The organism is Alteromonas antoniana, from assembly GCF_019249295.1.
GTDB classification, from domain to species: domain Bacteria; phylum Pseudomonadota; class Gammaproteobacteria; order Enterobacterales; family Alteromonadaceae; genus Alteromonas; species Alteromonas antoniana.
The window spans coordinates 198,450-216,391 of the sequence record NZ_JAESDH010000002.1; the positions used below are offsets into that span (position 1 = coordinate 198,450).

Here is a 17,942-nt window from a genome sequence, read left to right on the forward strand (position 1 = left end):
TGTGTCAGGGCTGGTGAAGTATCGCCCTGATGTGTCTTGTAAGCTTACTTGCGTCAATAATCTTAAAGTTCTGGTTGTCGGAGGGCATTACATTATGCCCGTCCTGAACCACTATCATGCCTTCAGGGAACGGCTCACCAAAGTTCAGATTGCTGGCATCAAGCCCGTCAGTTTCTGACACGCCATCTATTCCCTTATCCCAGTTGATGCCAATCGTGAATGTGGCCACCAGCACCGGCGTAGTATCCGTTGTGTATAGTGCGTAACGGTGGTTCCCCTGGCTGGAAACCAGGAGGTAGCGAATGCCGTCAATGTCAAACAGTGCCATACCTTCTATGTCTGCTTTCACCGGGCCGCTGATGTCTGTTACGCGCACCGGTTCTGCGTTTGGCCGAGAAAGATCTTTGTGCCAGATCCCGGCGCTTTCCTCGCCCATGTAAAGCCTTTGTCTGGCGTCGTCGGCGACACAACCTTCAGGTTGGCTTGGCAATGCGAATTCTTCTATCAGTGAGGAACTGATGCTGCCGTTTTCTGGTATCAGGCGGTGTCGCTGGTAACGACCATCGGTATCGTTAACAAAGACATCGATGGTGTTTTTCGCCTGGTACAGGCACAAGCCATAAACATCACTCAGACCGGTTGCGATGCGCGTGACTTCACGTACTTTACCGTCGTCATGGGTAACTGAAAAAATACTCAGGCTGTTATCAGAGCGGTTGCTGGCAACAGCAATATCGGCGTTATCAAAATAATGGCCGTTATCGTAGCGCACATCCACATTGTTGACTCTGCCAACAGCAAGCGACTGGACAAGCGACCCGTCCAGCGAATACATATTGAGCCCGGCTTTTTTATCGGTACCCAGAATCAGGCTTTGCCTCGGGGCTTTGGCGTTGTACCAGATAGCAGGATCATCGGCGGCATCGCCAAAGCGCGCTACCGGCGTAGTTTCAGCATCCGCGCTGACGGTAAAATCTACACTTGAGATATCAGGGTTTTGCATGACAGGATCCGCGGCTGGTATGGTATAGACAGACACTTCTTCGGCGGCATCGTCGTAAATGCTGAGAAGGGTTTTTGACGTTGTGGCAATCACATGAACGGCTTCCGGCTCTGAACCGTCATCCAGTGGATAGCGCGTTATCGCATCACCTGTTAAGGAAAACACGGCTGGCTGATCGGGGGAAACCCAGAAAACCGTCCCGTCAGGCAGTGCGCTGACACCCTCAACCGCATTCTGGGGGTGATGGTATACCAGGCTGCGACGTTCATCAGATTCGATATCGGTAGGGTAGGCCCAGATACCGGCATACTCATCAGCCAGGTACAAGGTATTGACATTCTCTGCCACGCTACAGCTTTTGATGCCGGGGGCGGCGGAAAGGGTTCTCAGAAGCACCGGCTCTGACATAACAGACGATACCACTGGCAAGGCATACTGGCTGATACTCCCGCGGGCATTGACTACAAACAGTTCCGGATAGTCTTGTTCATCAGATAAGCAAACTGCTTCCGTATCGGCATCACCGGGTGGGAGCACCGCCAGTGTTTCCGGGGCCTGGTCTTCAGAGAACAGGATAATGTGGACGTCGGAGGTATTGGTGTTGATGGTGCTTACCAGTACCTGATCCCGGAAAGTGATAATGTCTGAGAGTGAATATCTGCCGGAATGGTGTTGCACCACCTGGTTGTCTTCAGAACGCAGCGTCAGCCCCGAGGTTTCGCTTGTGGTGAGATAATAATGATTATCGCCAATGTTGATCGCGTGTGTGTTTACCGCGCGAAAAGTGGCTGACTTCTCTGGCTTTGGCCCCGATAGGGGGGGCTGGCCGTGGGTGTACAAAGAGGCTGAGCCAAGGGTAAACAGCAGCGCTGACAGTAGCTTCATGGCTGGTTTCCTTTCTTAATAGTATAGTGATAAATCTTATTGCCGCTGTGATCGACAAACTGCACGTCCAACGTTGTCTTCCTGACTGAGACGGTGGCGAACCCTCCGGTAGAGCGCGCAAACTGTGTGAAGTCGTAGGATGAAACCGGACGCACTTCAGACCCGCCACCCGAGATGAAATGCTCTACGTGTTTACCCGCCACTTTGTTGTGTTGCATGTCATGTTCATGACCCGCGAAATAGGCATCTACGCGGTACTTTTCGAATACTGGTTCCAGCACATCCCGGATTTCACTGGTCTTGCCATAGCGCTTACCGCTGGAATACAGCGGGTGATGACCAATGACCACGTTCCAGTCAGCGTCAGAATTTGCCAGGGAGGTTTCCAGCCAGCGCAATTGTTGCTGCTGTCCCTGGGCCCGTGTCGCCGCGTATTTTTCCTCGTTATCGTAGGCAGGGTTTAGCGGAGAGGTGTCAAGAAACAAAAGCAGCAGACGGGTGTCGTCATCCAGCGTCACGGATTTTTTGTAATAGGGTGCTGGCATTTCCCAGCGGCGGCTTCGCTGACTGTAATCGATTTGTGCCTGCCAGTTACCCCGGTAATCGTGATTTCCCAGCGTAGGGTGCCAGTCGATGAACAGGTGAGGGTAGTGGTAAACTTCCTCAAATGCGCTTTGCCAGTAAGGGTCCGAAACCGACGCCACACCGTTGTCGTAAAAATTATCGCCGGTCGTAGCGATAAATTCTGCATCCAGTTGCCAGGACGCCATATCCATCCATTTAGCCACATCACGCTGATAGAAATGCCCGTTTCTGCCCCAGTCCCCCAGTACCAGAAAGTGATAGGCATCTTCATCAACGGTAAGCGTGTCTATCTGATGTTGTTGATACCAGGTGTCGTTCGTGACTGTGGTTGCCAGTGTCGGCACCGATACCAGAAAACTGAAGAAAAAGAAGCTCGTTTTTAACATAGTTACTCTCGGAAATGAGCGGCGGGATTACCCGCCACAAACGTGTTACTGAATTTGCCAGGTGAAACCCAGCTCAAAAGTGCGCCCGTATTCTTCGTACTGCGCATTGCGGTTGCGCGAGTCAAAGTAGTGATAATAAGGCTCGTCATTGATGTTGATGGCATTGAAGTAGACGTTCATGGTGTCGTTTAAGTAGTACTTGGCCATGAAATCTAACTGCGTATGATCATCTTCGATACGAAGCATGTCGCCATCGATTTCTTCAAAGTTGTCGCTTTTGTAGGCCGCAGTCAGCCGCAGGCTGACATCATTGCCTTCGTAGCCCAGCGTGATATTCCCGATGCGGTCAGACTGATTCGGCAAGCGGGTCTCAAAGCGTTCACCATCAAGGAGCGTTGTGGCATCAGAGCTGGAGAAGGTGGCGTTGGTCGAAATCAAAAAGCCATTATTGAAAGCTTTTACCCAAGACAATTCTACGCCGTGAATCGATGCTGACTCGCCATTAATAGCCTGAACCACTTCATCATAGCCGTCCCAGCCTTCTGTCCCCGCCACGTCGGCGTAAACCACAAAGTTATCGATGTCTTTGTAAAATAAGCCGGCAGAGAGCACGCCGATATCGCCTGGGTAGTATTCAATGGACAAGTCAAGATTGTCAGCTTCGTAAGGCTTGAGTTGCGGATTGCCCACTTCGGCTTCGCGTTCCGTAACAAAGACGCCGTCCTCTTCCTCGGTTTTGGTTTCAATGATCTGAAACGCGGCCACATCTTCGAACCTGGGACGGGAAATTGTCTGGGTGTAAGCACCGCGCACCAAAAGCTTTTCCGTAACAGCCCAACGAACGTTAATACTGGGAAGCAGATAGTCGTAGTCGCGCTCATTGCGCCATGGTGTATTCTCTACGGTTTCCACATCGCTTTGTTCGTCCTCGATAAGCTCTACGCGCATGCCGTTTGTGCTGAAGTCGGTTTTCTCGTAGCGAACCCCGGCTACAATACGCCAGTCATCGATATCGACAGAGGACATCAGGTACGCAGCGAAAATGTCTTCTTTGTTGACGTAAGACGCGCCGTTGGATTCCAGCTCAGAATCCAGCTCTGCCAGTTCCAGTGCGCTGCGGTTGGCGTTGAAGCTACTGCGCATCGCTGCTCTGTCCAGCCCGGGGCCGAAATCTCCCAGCCCCCAGTCAGGCGTGTTCAATGCGAACATGGCCGGATCGACGCCATCAAAGTCGCCGTCATAAATGAAGATGCTACTGTCGCGGTCTTTCTCGCGAGACCGGTACTTGGTACCCAGCTTAATTTCACCTTTATGGCGGCCAAACGTCACTGGACGGGCGATATCTACTTTAATGCTGGTTTCGGTATCTTTGGTATAGTTATCCTCAAACGCAATCTCGTCCAGTTCATAAGTGGATAGAGACATGGCATCGGCGTTTTGGCTGACCGACGGGATCCGGGTTTCCAGATCGGCATTAATGCTGTCGTTTTCGGCGATAAAATCGTAGTACAGCGCGTCCGGTTCGTCTTCATCCGATTTGGCGTAGCCGAGCTGCCAGTCAAGTTTCCAGGTATCCAGCTGATGCTCACCACCTGCTGTTAACGTAAGAATCGACTGAGTTTCCAGTCTGTCCTTACTGCCTCGTTCAATCTCACTGTCTTCGCCATCAAACACAAAAGTGTTCGCCAGACGAAACTCCTCATCTGTGAATTCGCTGTACAGCGTGCGCAAAAAATACTGATTGTTGAAATCGGGGCGATAGTCAAAATTCAGCGCCGCGCCCAGGCGCTCGCGGTTGATCGCGTAGTAACGCTGCTCAACCTCATCATCGCCATTGGATTCAATGTTGTCTGAGCCAAAATCCCGGTCAAACCAGGAGAGGGCCGCCGCAACACCAAAATCTTCCGTTACTTTGCGCGTCATGCTGCCGGAAACTTTCGGGCTGGTCTGATCCCGTAATGCATTCTGGCTACCCTGAACGGTAATGGTGGCGGTATTCGTTTTGCGATCAAACGCACTTAAACTTTTGACTTCTACCGCGCCACCGATGGCGTCAGCATCCATGTCGGATGTGACTGACTTGGATACTTTCAGGGTCTGGATCAACTCTGAAGGGATAACATCCAGCGCAACTGAACGCACGCCTGATTCAGGAGAAGGAATATTTAGTCCGTTAATGGTGACGTTGTTTAAGTTTGGATCGATACCGCGGATCCCGACAAACCGACCTTCACCCTGGTCACGTTCAATGGACAAACCGGGCAGACGTTGTAATGATTCTGCGGCGTTCTGATCCGGGAACTGGCCAATGGCATCGGCCGATACGATTGATGAGATGGTATCGGCAACACGCTGCTGGTTTATTGCGCTGGCCTGACCGCTGCGCTGCCCGCGAACAATCATTTCCGTCATGGCACTGTCATCGTCAAGCGTAATAACTGGCGTAATGGTACTGTCTTCAGAGACCGTCACCTGCTGCGTAATCGTGTCAGCACCCAGATAACTGATTTCCAGCGTGTAGGTACCCGCTGGTAGGGCCGTGAATCGAAACGAGCCGTCACGTTCAGACTGTGTTGTACGTCCCAGCTCGACAACGGTTATCTGCGCGCCGGCATACACCCGGTTTTCCGCGGTATTGGTAAGCTGACCTACAATCGTTGCATTGTCGGCGGCGAAAGCGGGTGATACCGCACTCAGTGAAGCCAGTCCCAGAGCCGCGATACACGCCCGGGAGAGTAGAGAAAGTTTTCGTGACATGGTGTTCCCTTTTTTCTGCTAAGCAAGTGTCGTGTGTTGTGCGTCGCTTACCCTAGGCAGGGCAGATGACAATTATGTGACCGGGTTATGACGTAATCGCGACAGGGCAGGTTTCGGGACAGGATTTACCGTTTTTTGTAACTGGGTGAGCCGATTTGACCCTCTGCTAAGATGCTGAAAATAAAGTTTATTTTACATGTTTGGAAGGTGACTTCAGGCACGTGCGTCACGTGTCTGTCACATTCGTGAGCCAGAATGACCCTGTTCATACACCGTCGTTCCTTGTTAATTAGAGGACGAAACATGATCAATCCACCATCAGTGAGTCAGTATGTATAACGTGACACTATTCTCCCAGCTGGGCCGGCACAGTCATTTGATTGGCGCGGTGCTGGTGACTGTCTGCTCGGCTTTTACGCTGGCAATAACGCAGGGGACAGCAAAGCCTGCGATAATCATATCCTGGCTGGATATTACCGGTGAAGGCAGCGTTGTCCTGCTTACTTTTGGCTGGATCGTTGCCGTACTTGCCAGCCGGCCTCCGGGAAAAGTCACGGCACTACTTACCCTGGGCTTAACCTTCTTTATGTTTTCAGCGCTGCTGGATGTGCTGGATGAGTTTCTGAGCTATCCCGCGTCGGCTGACTGGCTGAGTATGGTTGAGTCTATCCCGGCTGCTATTGGCATGGTAATTATGTCAGTGGCGCTGTTTTGGTGGCATCAGGAACAACTGGTGCTCAATACCCAGTTGCGGCGTAAAGAGTGGGACAGCCGGAGTCATGAGCAGGTTGATCCGATCACGCAACTTTACCGGGGCGATTACTGGCAGGCGTGTGCACGCAATATGTTGGCGCAGGAAAGAACGGGCTGCGTGGTGGTGCTGGATATTAATGATTTCAGTCAGTTTAATCTTCGCTATGGTCAGCAGGAAGGCGATCGGTTTTTAAAGGAAGTGGCGCAGCTTCTGGTCATGCACCTTCGCGACTGTGACCTGGCATGCCGTTACGCCGGCGACCGGTTTGCTTTGTTGTTACCAGACATGAACCGCGACGAGGTCAGTCACCTTATCAGCCAGCTTTGTACCTCTATCCGCCATTTGGCGTTTCGTTGCAACAGTCAGACAACGGCGGTGTTTAACAGCGCACGGGCGGTGCAGGCGCAGTTAGTGCCGGGAATGGAAGTATCGGCGCTACTGCGTCACCTGAACGAGCAGCTTGATACCAGTGCGTCACAGGTGGCCTGATGCAGGTTGTCACACCGGTAGTAAAACACGATAAGGTGATCCCGGCATCCGCCATCATCAAAGCCGTGTTGGCGGTTACCGGCCCCCGGGGAGCGGCGGAACATAAAATACTTCGTGGCACCGGCATTTTTCTCTCAGATCTAAAACAGGAAATGCTGGTGAGTCCGGCACAACTGTTAACGTTATTCGCCAATGCTCAGAGTTATGCCAACGGGCCAGACGTTGCCTTTCAAATTGGAAAGTCCATGGCGACTGCGCACCTTACCGGCACCTGGCATGGCATAGGCAGCTGTCATAACGTTCTGGACGCACTGCAAATTATTACCCGTTTTCGCTGGCACTTCTGTCCACTGATATCGATGTCGATTTATGCGGGCAAAGGACGGTGCATTCTGGCGTTTCAGGATCCGTTTGGTTGCGGCAAACTCTGGCCCTTCGTTACGCAGCTTTACGGGGCGTTTTTTGTCTCCCTGTTTCGGTATTGGCTGGGGCAGCGACTGGCGTGCAATTTCAGATTTAACTTCAGCCGTCCCCGCCATGTTCATGAGTATGAGGCGCATCTTGGCTTTCGACTGGCGTTCAATCAGCCCATGCTAAGTGTTCAGCTGGAAATGAAGGAGCTGAGACGGGCTTTTCCCAAACGGGATGTCTTTTATCGTCACGCTCTGCTCACCCACTTGCAGGAGCATACGGCCGCTCGCGGCAGCCTGCTGGATATTGTGCGGGAACAAATTGCGTCACGACCAGGCTGTACGTTGTCGTCGCTGGCATCACAGCTCAATTACAGCCCGGCAACGCTTAAACGCAAACTCAAGGACCATCAGACCACTTTCAGCGAACTGAACGATCAGGTTCGCCGCCAGCAGGCTATCTACTTACTGTCGGTGCAGAAACTCAATAATGAGCAAAGTGCGCTGCAGATGGCGTTTACTGACCTGCCAAACTTCAGGCGCGCAGTGAAACGCTGGACAGGTCATACGCCAAGTGAACTACGCGAGGTATAAACGCCTTCTCTCGTCATCTTGTTGTGGAACACCCGTTGTCTTTGCGCTTCACAACGAGCCTGTCAATTTGCCATGATTTATAACAACCTGCGCTTGCATTACCGTCAAAACGACTTATTCTGACGCACTTTTGCAGTAGACCCCGTCCGGAGAGCCCTTGCAGTCTGATATATCCGCCAACCCTTTCGGGTTGTTGCCCATTTTATTTTTTGTCGTATTGGTCATAGTGACAGGGGTAATCACCGGTTCAGTCACAGCAATGCCCATACTGGTCGCATTTTTTCTGTCCGCCGGTCTGGCTTTGGCGCTGAATGATTGCAAAAAGTCGCTTAACGTGGCTGATAAAATTCATATATTTTGTCGTGGGGGCGGGGATAAAAATATCATTTTGCTGGTATTTATCTTTCTGCTGGCCGGGGCCTTTTATGCGCTGACTATCGATATTGGCGCGCGTGATGCCACGGTAAATCTGGCGCTACAGTTTATTCCACGCGGTGTGATCCTTCCTGGTCTGTTTCTTATCTGCTGTTTTATTTCGTTTGCCATGGGAACGTCAATGGGGACAATAACGGCGCTGTCACCGATTGGCGCAGGTCTGGCCGAAAGCCTGGGGATCCCGGTACCCATGGCGCTTGGCATTGTTGTGGGTGGTGCGATGTTTGGCGATAACCTGTCATTCGTATCTGATACCACCATCGCGGCCACCCGGAGTCAGGGGGTGAAGCTTACTGATAAATTCAAAGCGAACCTGGTCATTGCCGTGCCAGCCGCGCTGGTCACCGTTATTCTGCTGTGCCTGATACCGGTAGACACCGCGGTATTGCCTCAGGGCGGGCCGACACAATGGATGCTGGTGTTGCCCTATATTCTTATCATTATTGCCGCGCTCGCCGGGCTTAATGTGATAGCAGTTCTTGCCATCGGTATTGGGAGCGCCGGTATTGTTGGCCTGCTCAACGGCAGTTTTACTGTTATTGAAATGCTGCAGAGCATGCAAAAAGGACTTGGATGGATGCAGGATCTGGCGATGATAGCCATAACCATCGGCGGTATTGTGGCGCTGATGCACGCTTATGGCGGCATTGCGTTTCTGATACAGGTGCTTACACGCAGGGTAAAAAGTCGTCGCGGCGCTGAGTTCAGTATTGCCAGCTTGGTAAGTTTGCTGGATGTGTCGACGGCAAATAACACCATTGCGATTGTTGCTGCCGGCCCCATCGCGAAAGACTTAAATACAAAGTACGGTGTTGATCCGCGACGTACCGCCAGTCTGCTGGATGTATTTTCATGCGGGTTTCAGGGATTGGTGCCTTATGGCGCTCAGTTGCTCAGCGCTGCTGCGGTGGTGGGCATTTCTCCATTGTCGGTGACAGTTTACAGCTGGTATCCGATGTTGCTGCTCGTGTTTGGCATTATTGCCATTACTTTTAATCTGCCACGTTACATCACCCGTAACGGTGATGAACTGTAGTCGGCCAGACTAACGCGTTGGCGCGCTTCGGATTGGTATTAATTCTGGCTGACGGCAACGAACAAGAGAAATGCAACCGGTATGTGGTTCGCAAGTGACCGACGGGCGTGCCGGCCTGTGTCCTGCCGCCTTTTAGTTGCACAACCTGAATCAGTTAATTAGGATCTGCGCCTGATTTGAATAAGGAACACGATTTTGCCTGACTCCGCCGCCAATACCCCTTCAGTAAAACAGTTGTACAGCCTGCTTGATGAGACGCTGCTGGCGGACCGTTTTCGTTTGAAACGCCGATTACAACAGGCTGTGGCTGCGGACAAGAAAGGCGAGGGGGATAACAACGATAAACTGGCAAAGGTTGCCCAAGCCATTACCGCCTCGGTTGCAAAGAAACAGCACCGGGCCGAAAATCTGCCGGAAGTAGATTATCCGCCGCTGCCGGTAAGCGATAAGAAGGAAGATATTAAAGCTGCTATCGCGAGCCATCAGGTGGTTATTGTGGCTGGTGAGACGGGCTCGGGTAAAACCACACAGTTACCTAAAATCTGTCTGGAAATGGGGCGGGGAGTCAACGGTATGATTGCCCACACCCAGCCACGCCGGCTTGCGGCCCGCAGTGTTGCCAACCGGATTGCAGAAGAACTCAATACGCCGCTGGGCGAAAAAGTGGGGTTTAAGATCCGCTTTTCTGACCAGGTCTCTGAACAATCGTATATCAAACTGATGACTGACGGCATGCTGCTGGCAGAAATGCAGCAGGACCGCTTTTTAAACCAGTACGATACGATCATCATTGACGAAGCGCACGAGCGCAGCCTGAATATCGACTTTTTGCTGGGGTATCTCAAACAGCTTCTTAACAAGCGTCCGGAACTGAAGCTGATTATCACCTCAGCGACTATCGATCCGGGGCGCTTTTCGAAGCACTTCAATGATGCGCCCATTATTGAAGTGAGCGGGCGCACGTATCCGGTGGAAGTACGTTATCGTGACCCTGCCGAAATGGGAGATGATGTTGACCAGACTGATGCTATTGTCAGTGCAGTTGATGAGCTGTTCAGAGAAGCGCCCGGTGATATTCTGGTATTTCTCAGCGGTGAGCGTGAAATTCGCGATACCCAGGATGCGCTGAATCGTCAGCAATACCGGCATACCGAAGTGGTGCCGCTGTATGCCAGGCTGTCGGCATCTGAACAAAACCGGATTTTCCAGTCCCATTCCGGACGCCGTATTGTGCTTGCTACCAACGTGGCTGAAACCTCACTGACGGTCCCTGGCATTAAATACGTAATTGATCCGGGCTTTGCCCGTATTTCACGTTACAGCGCGCGCAGCAAAGTGCAGCGCCTTCCTATTGAGCCGATTTCGCAGGCCTCCGCCAATCAGCGGGCAGGACGGTGTGGCCGGGTGTCAGATGGAATTTGCATTCGCCTCTACAGTGAGGATGATTATCAGGGGAGACCCGCGTTTACCGATCCGGAAATCCTTAGAACGAATCTGGCCTCGGTGATCCTGCAAATGCTGGCGCTGGGACTCGGTGACATTGGCGGCTTTCCTTTTTTGCAGCCGCCCGATAACCGTAATATCAATGACGGCTTCCGCTTGCTGGAAGAAATTCAGGCGATTACCCGCAAAAAAGGCATGCCACACCTTACTCAGACCGGCCGTCAGGTGGCACGTTTGCCGATTGATCCGCGTTATGCCCGGATGGTGATTGAAGCGGCCAGAACGCAGGCTTTGAATGAGGTAATGGTGATCGCGGCCGGCTTGTCTATTCAGGATCCCAGAGAGCGGCCGCAGGAAAAGCGTCAGGCAGCAGATGAGAAACACAGCGAATTTGCAGACAAGGATTCTGATTTTATCAGCCTGTATAACCTGTGGGTGGCGTTTCGGGAGCAACAATCGGCACTTAGTCACAATCAGCTGCGCAAGTGGTGTAAGACCCACTTTATTAATTATCTTCGTATGCGCGAGTGGCAGGATATTGTCAGTCAGCTGAAAAAGTCAGTGGCTGAACTTGGCATGGGGACTGTTAAGCAAACTGCCGACTATGAAGCCATTCACCAGGCGCTGTGTACCGGGTTGTTATCCCATCTGGGATTTAAAGATAAAGACCGGGAATATCTGGGATCGCGCAATACCCGCTTTATGATTTTTCCTGGTTCCGGTTTGTCAAAGTCTCAGCCAAAGTGGGTGATGGCCGCAGAGCTGGTGGAAACTTCCCGCTTATTTGCGCGCGATGTTGCGCGAATCGATCCGCGTTGGGTAGAGCCGCTGGCAAAACATGTCACCCAGTCGAGCTATTCCGAACCTCACTGGTCCAAAAAACGGGGCGCTGTCATGGCGTGGGAGAAGGTAACCTTATTCGGTTTGCCGATAGTGATGCGCCGGGCCGTGGTGTACAGCCAGATCGATCCGGCGGTTTGTCACGAGCTGTTTATCCGTGAAGCGCTGGTGGAAGGGAATACCCGCCTTCGCTATGACTTTCTCGATGATAATCATGCCTTGTTGGCGCAGGCTGATGAATTAGAGCAGAAAACCCGTCGTCGCGATCTGATGGTGGACGAGCAACAGCTGGTCGACTTTTATGCCTCACGTATACCTGTTGAAGTCAATAACGAAGCCGCGTTCAAAAAATGGTGGAAACAGCAGAGCAGCGACGCCCTGCGTTTCACTGAAGAGGATGTGTATCGACAGCAGCCGGGGCTGGCTGTGGAAAACGCATTTCCGGATGTGTGGCGACAGGGAAACCTGACGCTGCCGCTGCGTTATCATTTTGAACCCAATGCCGCTGACGATGGAGTTACGGTACAGATACCGCTTCCCTTATTAAATCAGGTGGAAGATATTGGCTTTGACTGGCAGGTGCCCGGACTGCGGGAAGAGCGCATCACCGCGATGATCCGCGGGCTGCCCAAACGACTTCGCAAAAATTTTGTACCAGCGCCTAATTTTGCGCAGGCTTGTATGTCCGACATCAGCCAGACAAACAAAAAAGGTCAGCCGGTTACTCTCGTGGATGCGGTCACCGACAAGCTGCGTCGTATGACAGGCATTACGGTCAGCGAAGATGAGTGGGAAGAAGTGCAGCTGGAGCGTCATCTTGTAATGCACTTTGCGGCTGTCAACGAGCAAGGCGACACGATTGCCCGCCATGACGATCTCTATATGCTGAAACAGCAATGTCAGGGGCAGGTTAAAGAAACCTTCGAGCAGGCCGCGACACCAGAACTGGAACGCACTGGCATTGAAACGTGGGATTTTGACAACCTGCCAGAAACCTTCGTACAGAAAATGGCCGGGTTTGAGGTCCAGGCGTTCCCGGCGCTTGTGGCCAAAGGAAATAAGGTGGACATTGAGCTTGTTGATGAAGCCGATAAGGCGTCAGCGCTGCACCGTCAGGGCGTCAACGTGCTGATTAAAAATGCTATGCCGTCACCGCTTAATTACCTGCAAAATAAATTACCTAATAAAGCCAAACTGGGCTTGTACTTCAACCCGTTCGGGCAAATCAAAGCCCTGATAGATGACTGTATTATGGCTGGCATCGATGAGCTCGTCGCAAAGTTCTGCAAGCAGCACAACACAGAGATCCGCGACCAGGACAGCTTTGAGCGTTGTGTTGATGCAGTGCGTGCTGATATTAACGACGAGGTGCTGAAAATTGCCCAGCAGGTGGAGGAGGGGCTCACGCTGGCCAATCAGTGTCAGAAGCAAATGAAGGGCAACGTGCCGCTGACTATGGTCAGTGCGTTGGGAGACTGCAAATCGCACTTATCTCAACTGGTGTATCCTGGGTTTGTCAGTGACATTGGTGCGGCGCGTTTACCTGACTGGAATCGCTATATCAAAGGCCTGGTGCGACGCCTGGAAAAGCTGCCTATTGACCCGAATAAAGATCGTATGCAGCAGGTGACAATAGACAAAGTGACTGCAGCCTGGGAGAAAGCGAAGAGCAAGTATCCTGCTGACAAAGTACCCGATGCGTTGCATGAGATACGCTGGATGATTGAAGAATTACGCGTAAGCTTATTTGCGCAACAGCTCGGCACCGCGTATCCGATATCCGCGAAGCGGATCACCGCCAGGTTAGATGAGTTAGTTTGACGCAGGCACCACCACGCAATGTCCCTGGGGCGGCGACGTCAGAGTCCTTCCACCTAAAACGGATAGGGTTCAGGCCTGCCTGGACAAATGTCGATGGTAGCGAACTTAACAATTTAATGTCAGACCGTAAGCAGATAACTGCCGGATAGATAAACAAATTACCCGGTCTGGTGAAAGATTTGTAGCAATGGTGTTGCGCTCATTTACGTTTACGCATTGACAAGCTTAACCATGCGCCCTATAACGAGAGTTACAGGTGAAGGTATAGCGGTTCAGGTTGATCTGAGGTAGGAGAAGTAAAATGTTGGGATACGACGATAAACGCAACTTTTTCAGGATGATGGTGAATTCCCCCTGTCAGTTGGAAATTAATGACGAGGAGTCAAGTCGCACATTGCAAGCGGTGTGTAAGGACATCAGTGCGACAGGTATGTCTCTGGAAGTTGCAGAACCATCCGTTGAGCTTGGCACAAAAGTCAATGTGTCGATAGATTCAACAAGCTCTCAGATCCCGTCACTTTCTGCCATCGCTACCGTGGTGCGCTGCGTACCCGAATCGGAAAGCAGCTGCCTGATTGGTGTTGAAATTTCTGAAATGAAATAACCAAAAAAAGCGTGCACTGACACGCTTTTTTTGACTTTGAGTGTCCTTTGCAATGCCAGCGGCTGCTATTTATTGGCAGTGTAGTTATGACGATTGTTAATGGCGCAACGCCTCTGCCGGTTCAACGGCACGGGTTTTTCCGCTGCGCCAATTTCGTTTGATATAGCGCCACTAAACCTTCGACAAATTGGCTTGTTAATAGCCGAAAAATTCACGCGCTGAGCGAGCACACATAATTGCGGGTTGGTATCACTAATCGGTGACCTCACAAATCAACCCTTTCAGGTAATGCCCTTCGGGATACGTTCCGATAACCGGGTGATCGCTGGCTTGTGAAAGGCGCTCAATAATTTTAATGGTTCTGCCGGCATCCAGCGCAGCATCCGCCACGATCTTCTGGAATAAGTCGCCAGGCATCAGGCCTGAACAGCTGAACGTAAATAGCAAACCACCGGGTTTCACTGCGTGGATACCATACATATTGATATCTTTATACCCGCGTGACGCTCGCGGCAGAGATGCTTTCGAATCAACAAATTTTGGCGGATCCAGTATGACCATATCAAACTGGGTTTTCTGTTCGTAATATTGCCGTAATACCTGAAAAACGTCCTGATTGACCATGTCACACCGTGCTGTGTCCAGGCCGTTCATTTCCAGGTGTTTTCTGGCTAAGTTCAGCGCAGGCTCAGACACATCTACATTGGTAACATGGCTGGCGCCGCCTTGTAAGGCATAGCAGGAAAAGGTGCCGGTATAGCTGAAACAGTTGAGAACCGTTGCGTCTTTTGCATATCGTCCTGCGGCAGCCCGGCTATCACGTTGATCCAGGTAAAAGCCGGTTTTGTGCCCCTGTTCAATATCAACCAGTATATTCAGCCCGTTCTCAGTAATCGTGACCTGCTTTTCCGGCTCTCCCGACAGTACCTGCACCACCGGTTCCAACCCTTCTTTTTTGCGCACGTCCACATCACTACGCTCGAAGACAGACAGTTCCGGAAGAAGTTTATTCAGCGCCCAGACAATTTTACTCCGTTGTTTTTCTGCGCCTGCGCTGAGAAGCTGCACAACGGCAACCGTATTGTAAATATCGATGGTTATTCCGGGAAGCCCGTCAGACTCCGACGCAATCAGTCGGAAACTGTTGGTATCGCGGCCGGCGAACAGCCGCTGGCGTAAGCGCAGTGCCTGCTCAATGCGGCGCAAAAAGAAACCGTTATCAATACTTTCTGATGAATTGAATGTCCACATCCGTACCCGGATTTGAGACTCCGGTGAGTAGGCGCCTCGTCCCAGCCATTCGCCGGCTGCGCTGACAACATCAACGGTGTCTCCGCTACGGCATTTTCCGCTCAGTGACGCAACGGCACTTGCAAACACCCACGGATGGCGACGTTTCAATGATTTTTCACGGTCCGGGTTCAATACGACGGTTGCTGACATAGGGTCCTCGCTTACTGATAAGCTGGTTGCAGGAAAACAGGGCGCGAAGTATAGCGGGATTCATCCACTGCCGCGACTTTTGCGTAGCTATCCTCTACATTGAATCATCATAGTAATAATCGATATTACGATGTGCGGAAAAATGACTATCGCGTTCAAAGCAGCGTTCGTTGTATACACTCATGCAGTGAGTTAACACGGTTTATGACGTGACGCTGCAGAACGCGCGCCCGCGCGCCACGACAAGTATGCGTTTATTCCTCAGGGGATGCGTACAGACACTGGGAGTTTTTTATGCAATTTGTGGATTTTGAGCAGGGGAAAGGTCCGGAAGGGCTGATCGTTGGGCAGACAGCGAGACCGACTCTTAAGCCGGGATATGTCAGAGTCAGGGTTGCCGCGTTCGGGGTAAATCGTGCCGATACGTTACAGCGTCAGGGACATTACCCGCCACCGCCCGGAGAAAGTGACATTCTGGGGCTGGAAGTTGCCGGAGAAGTGATCGAAGTCGCCGAGACGGTCTCTGACTGGCAACCGGGTGACCGGGTTTTCGGGCTGGTCGCCGGCGGCGGTTATGCAGAAGAGGTGGTAGTACTTGCAGCGCATATTATGCGGTGCCCGGCATCGCTGTCGTTCGAACAGTGTGCAGGACTTGCAGAAGTCTATCTTACCGCGTTTCAGTGCCTTGATGTCATAGGCGGCGTGGAGCAGGGGCAGCGTGCCCTTATTCACGCTGGCGCGAGTGGTGTAGGCCTTGCCGCATTGCAGCTTTGTCGTTATTTCGGTGTTGAGGCCGCCACCACAGCGTCAACACAAGAAAAGCTGACGTACTGCGAGGAAATGGGGGCGTCGGTGTGTATCAATTATAAAGAGAAAGATTTTCAGGACGTATTGAAGGCAGTCTGGCCTGATGGCGTCGAGTTTGTACTTGATATGGTAGGTGGCGATTATCTGAACAAAAATCTGTCTGTACTAAAGCGTGATGGCATTGTGGTGTATCTGGCAATGCTTGCGGGCCGTTATGCTGACAAGCTGGATATGGCAAAAATGTTGGCCAAACGAGCCCGTATTCAGGCTACGACACTCAGAAACCGAAGCGATGACTATAAGTCTGCGTTGATCCAGCGGTTTAGTGAGCGTTGCTTGTCTGCGTTTGAGACCGGCGAACTGGTAGTGAACATGGATACTGTGTTCGCTGTACAGGATATCTCTGAGGCTCATCGCCGTCTCGAAAACAATGATTCAGTCGGCAAATTTGTCGGGAGATGGTAGGACAATGTAAACCTGCGATATGTGGGTTTGCCAGAGGATAAGAGCAAGATCGGACAAACACGCCTGAGTTGAACAGGTATACTCGTGTGCAAGGAAAAATCAACAAAGCGATAGTCATGAAAAAGGAATTGGACCAGGTAATCGACTACATTTACGATAATCTGGATAACCCGCCGACGCTGGCGCAACTGGCACAATTTACCGGCCTTTCTGAAAGCTATTTCCAACGGCGTTTTCTGGCGCAGTACGGTATATCGGCCGATGCGTTGCAGCGTTTGCTCAGGTTGCGCAGGGCAGCATGGCAGTTGGCGTTCCGCCCTCGTCAGAGCATTACTGATATCGCCTGTGACGCTGGTTTTGAGAGTGTAGCGGCGTTCAGCAAATCCTTTCGCCGTCACGGTGGCCTGACGCCCTCGGATTTCAGAGCAAACCCGGACTGGGATTACTGGAAATCGCTGGAAACGCCACTGGCGGGACTGCGCACAAAGCATAATGATGATATTGAATTTACGCCGGAATCAGCAAAGCTAGTTGCATTTCCCTCACTTACGCTCAGCGGTATTCATCATCAGGCTGATGTCGTGACTCTGGCTAAGACACTGCGACAACTTATCAACTGGCGCCAGGCTCACGGCGTATCACCACCACGGTCCAGAACCTTTAATATCTTTCTGGCTCCACCTACGCCAGGGCACCTTGATATTTTTGTTGGCGCGACTAACGGTGCAGGCAAACCGCTGGAGGCCGGTATGCGTCACTATGTGTTACCCGCAATGGCGTGTCTAACATTGCCCTTTACTGGTAACGAAACGGCGATGGGCAGGGCAATGGCCAGATTGGTAGAAGAGGCGGGCGGTTGCCTTTGTCATCCACCGTTTATTGAACGGGTTCGCTGGTTTCCGGATGTTCCCGAGGAGGAGGCTGAGTACCGACTATATGCGCCAGTGAAGTTAAGCTAGGGAAGGTGCGAATAAGTCTATGGTCGCTCAGGCTCACAGCCAAGTGACTAATCAAGGCGGTCTTTTGCAGGCCTAACGGGTCAAGTCAAAAAAGACCAACGACGAGTAGGCGCTTGGCTGTAAGCCCCAAGGGCGAGCCCTGAAGCATGCATTTGCGGCGTTAGGCTTCTTGGCAAGGGCGACTGCCATTCCCTGCTAATCCTGCCTTGCAACTGCATGCTTCAGG

11 protein-coding genes are annotated in these 17,942 nt (G+C 51.8%); 7 read left to right on the forward strand and 4 right to left on the reverse strand.

The features are described from left to right. Positions 1 to 4: 4 nt before the first annotated feature. From JKP77_RS02150 to JKP77_RS02160, 3 genes are read right to left on the reverse strand one after another with little or no spacing between them, the layout of a single operon-like run. Positions 5 to 1,888, reverse strand: a complete 1,884-nt coding sequence (locus tag JKP77_RS02150; protein ID WP_218309563.1) for a phytase — start codon at positions 1,886 to 1,888, stop codon at positions 5 to 7. After that, positions 1,885 to 2,859: a metallophosphoesterase gene (locus JKP77_RS02155; protein ID WP_218309564.1), complete on the reverse strand. Its 975-nt coding sequence runs from the start codon at positions 2,857 to 2,859 to the stop codon at positions 1,885 to 1,887. The genes JKP77_RS02150 and JKP77_RS02155 overlap by 4 nt, the downstream gene beginning before the upstream one ends. Before the next feature lie 45 nt (positions 2,860 to 2,904). Then, the gene (locus JKP77_RS02160) at positions 2,905 to 5,616 is read right to left on the reverse strand and encodes a TonB-dependent receptor (RefSeq protein WP_218309565.1); all 2,712 of its coding nucleotides are present in this window, start codon (positions 5,614 to 5,616) and stop codon (positions 2,905 to 2,907) included. Positions 5,617 to 5,947: 331 nt separating this feature from the next. On the opposite strand from JKP77_RS02160, the gene JKP77_RS02165 reads away from it, so the two are divergent. From JKP77_RS02165 to JKP77_RS02185, 5 genes are all read left to right on the forward strand, one after another. After that, positions 5,948 to 6,859: a GGDEF domain-containing protein gene (locus JKP77_RS02165; protein ID WP_218309566.1), complete on the forward strand. Its 912-nt coding sequence runs from the start codon at positions 5,948 to 5,950 to the stop codon at positions 6,857 to 6,859. Then, positions 6,859 to 7,863, forward strand: a complete 1,005-nt coding sequence (locus JKP77_RS02170) for an AraC family transcriptional regulator (RefSeq protein ID WP_218309567.1) — start codon at positions 6,859 to 6,861, stop codon at positions 7,861 to 7,863. Before JKP77_RS02165 ends, JKP77_RS02170 begins: the two co-directional genes overlap by 1 nt. Positions 7,864 to 8,020: 157 nt before the next feature. After that, on the forward strand, positions 8,021 to 9,334 hold the full coding sequence (locus JKP77_RS02175) for a Na+/H+ antiporter NhaC family protein (protein ID WP_218309568.1): 1,314 nt from the start codon (positions 8,021 to 8,023) through the stop codon (positions 9,332 to 9,334). 195 nt (positions 9,335 to 9,529) lie between these two features. Then, on the forward strand, positions 9,530 to 13,438 hold the full coding sequence (gene hrpA, locus JKP77_RS02180) for an ATP-dependent RNA helicase HrpA (RefSeq protein WP_218309569.1): 3,909 nt from the start codon (positions 9,530 to 9,532) through the stop codon (positions 13,436 to 13,438). A 301-nt stretch (positions 13,439 to 13,739) separates the two neighbouring features. Further along, positions 13,740 to 14,042 (forward strand): PilZ domain-containing protein, encoded by a 303-nt coding sequence (locus JKP77_RS02185; RefSeq protein WP_218309570.1) that lies wholly within the window; start codon positions 13,740 to 13,742, stop codon positions 14,040 to 14,042. Between the two features lie 252 nt (positions 14,043 to 14,294). On the opposite strand, the gene JKP77_RS02190 is transcribed toward JKP77_RS02185, so the two are convergent. Beyond that, positions 14,295 to 15,485, reverse strand: a complete 1,191-nt coding sequence (locus tag JKP77_RS02190) for a class I SAM-dependent rRNA methyltransferase (RefSeq protein WP_218309571.1) — start codon at positions 15,483 to 15,485, stop codon at positions 14,295 to 14,297. Positions 15,486 to 15,779: 294 nt separating this feature from the next. On the opposite strand from JKP77_RS02190, the gene JKP77_RS02195 reads away from it, so the two are divergent. Both JKP77_RS02195 and JKP77_RS02200 read left to right on the forward strand, forming a co-directional pair. After that, positions 15,780 to 16,757: an NAD(P)H-quinone oxidoreductase gene (locus JKP77_RS02195; RefSeq protein ID WP_218309572.1), complete on the forward strand. Its 978-nt coding sequence runs from the start codon at positions 15,780 to 15,782 to the stop codon at positions 16,755 to 16,757. A 116-nt stretch (positions 16,758 to 16,873) separates the two neighbouring features. After that, positions 16,874 to 17,716, forward strand: a complete 843-nt coding sequence (locus JKP77_RS02200; RefSeq protein WP_218309573.1) for an AraC family transcriptional regulator — start codon at positions 16,874 to 16,876, stop codon at positions 17,714 to 17,716. Positions 17,717 to 17,942 lie beyond the last annotated feature (226 nt).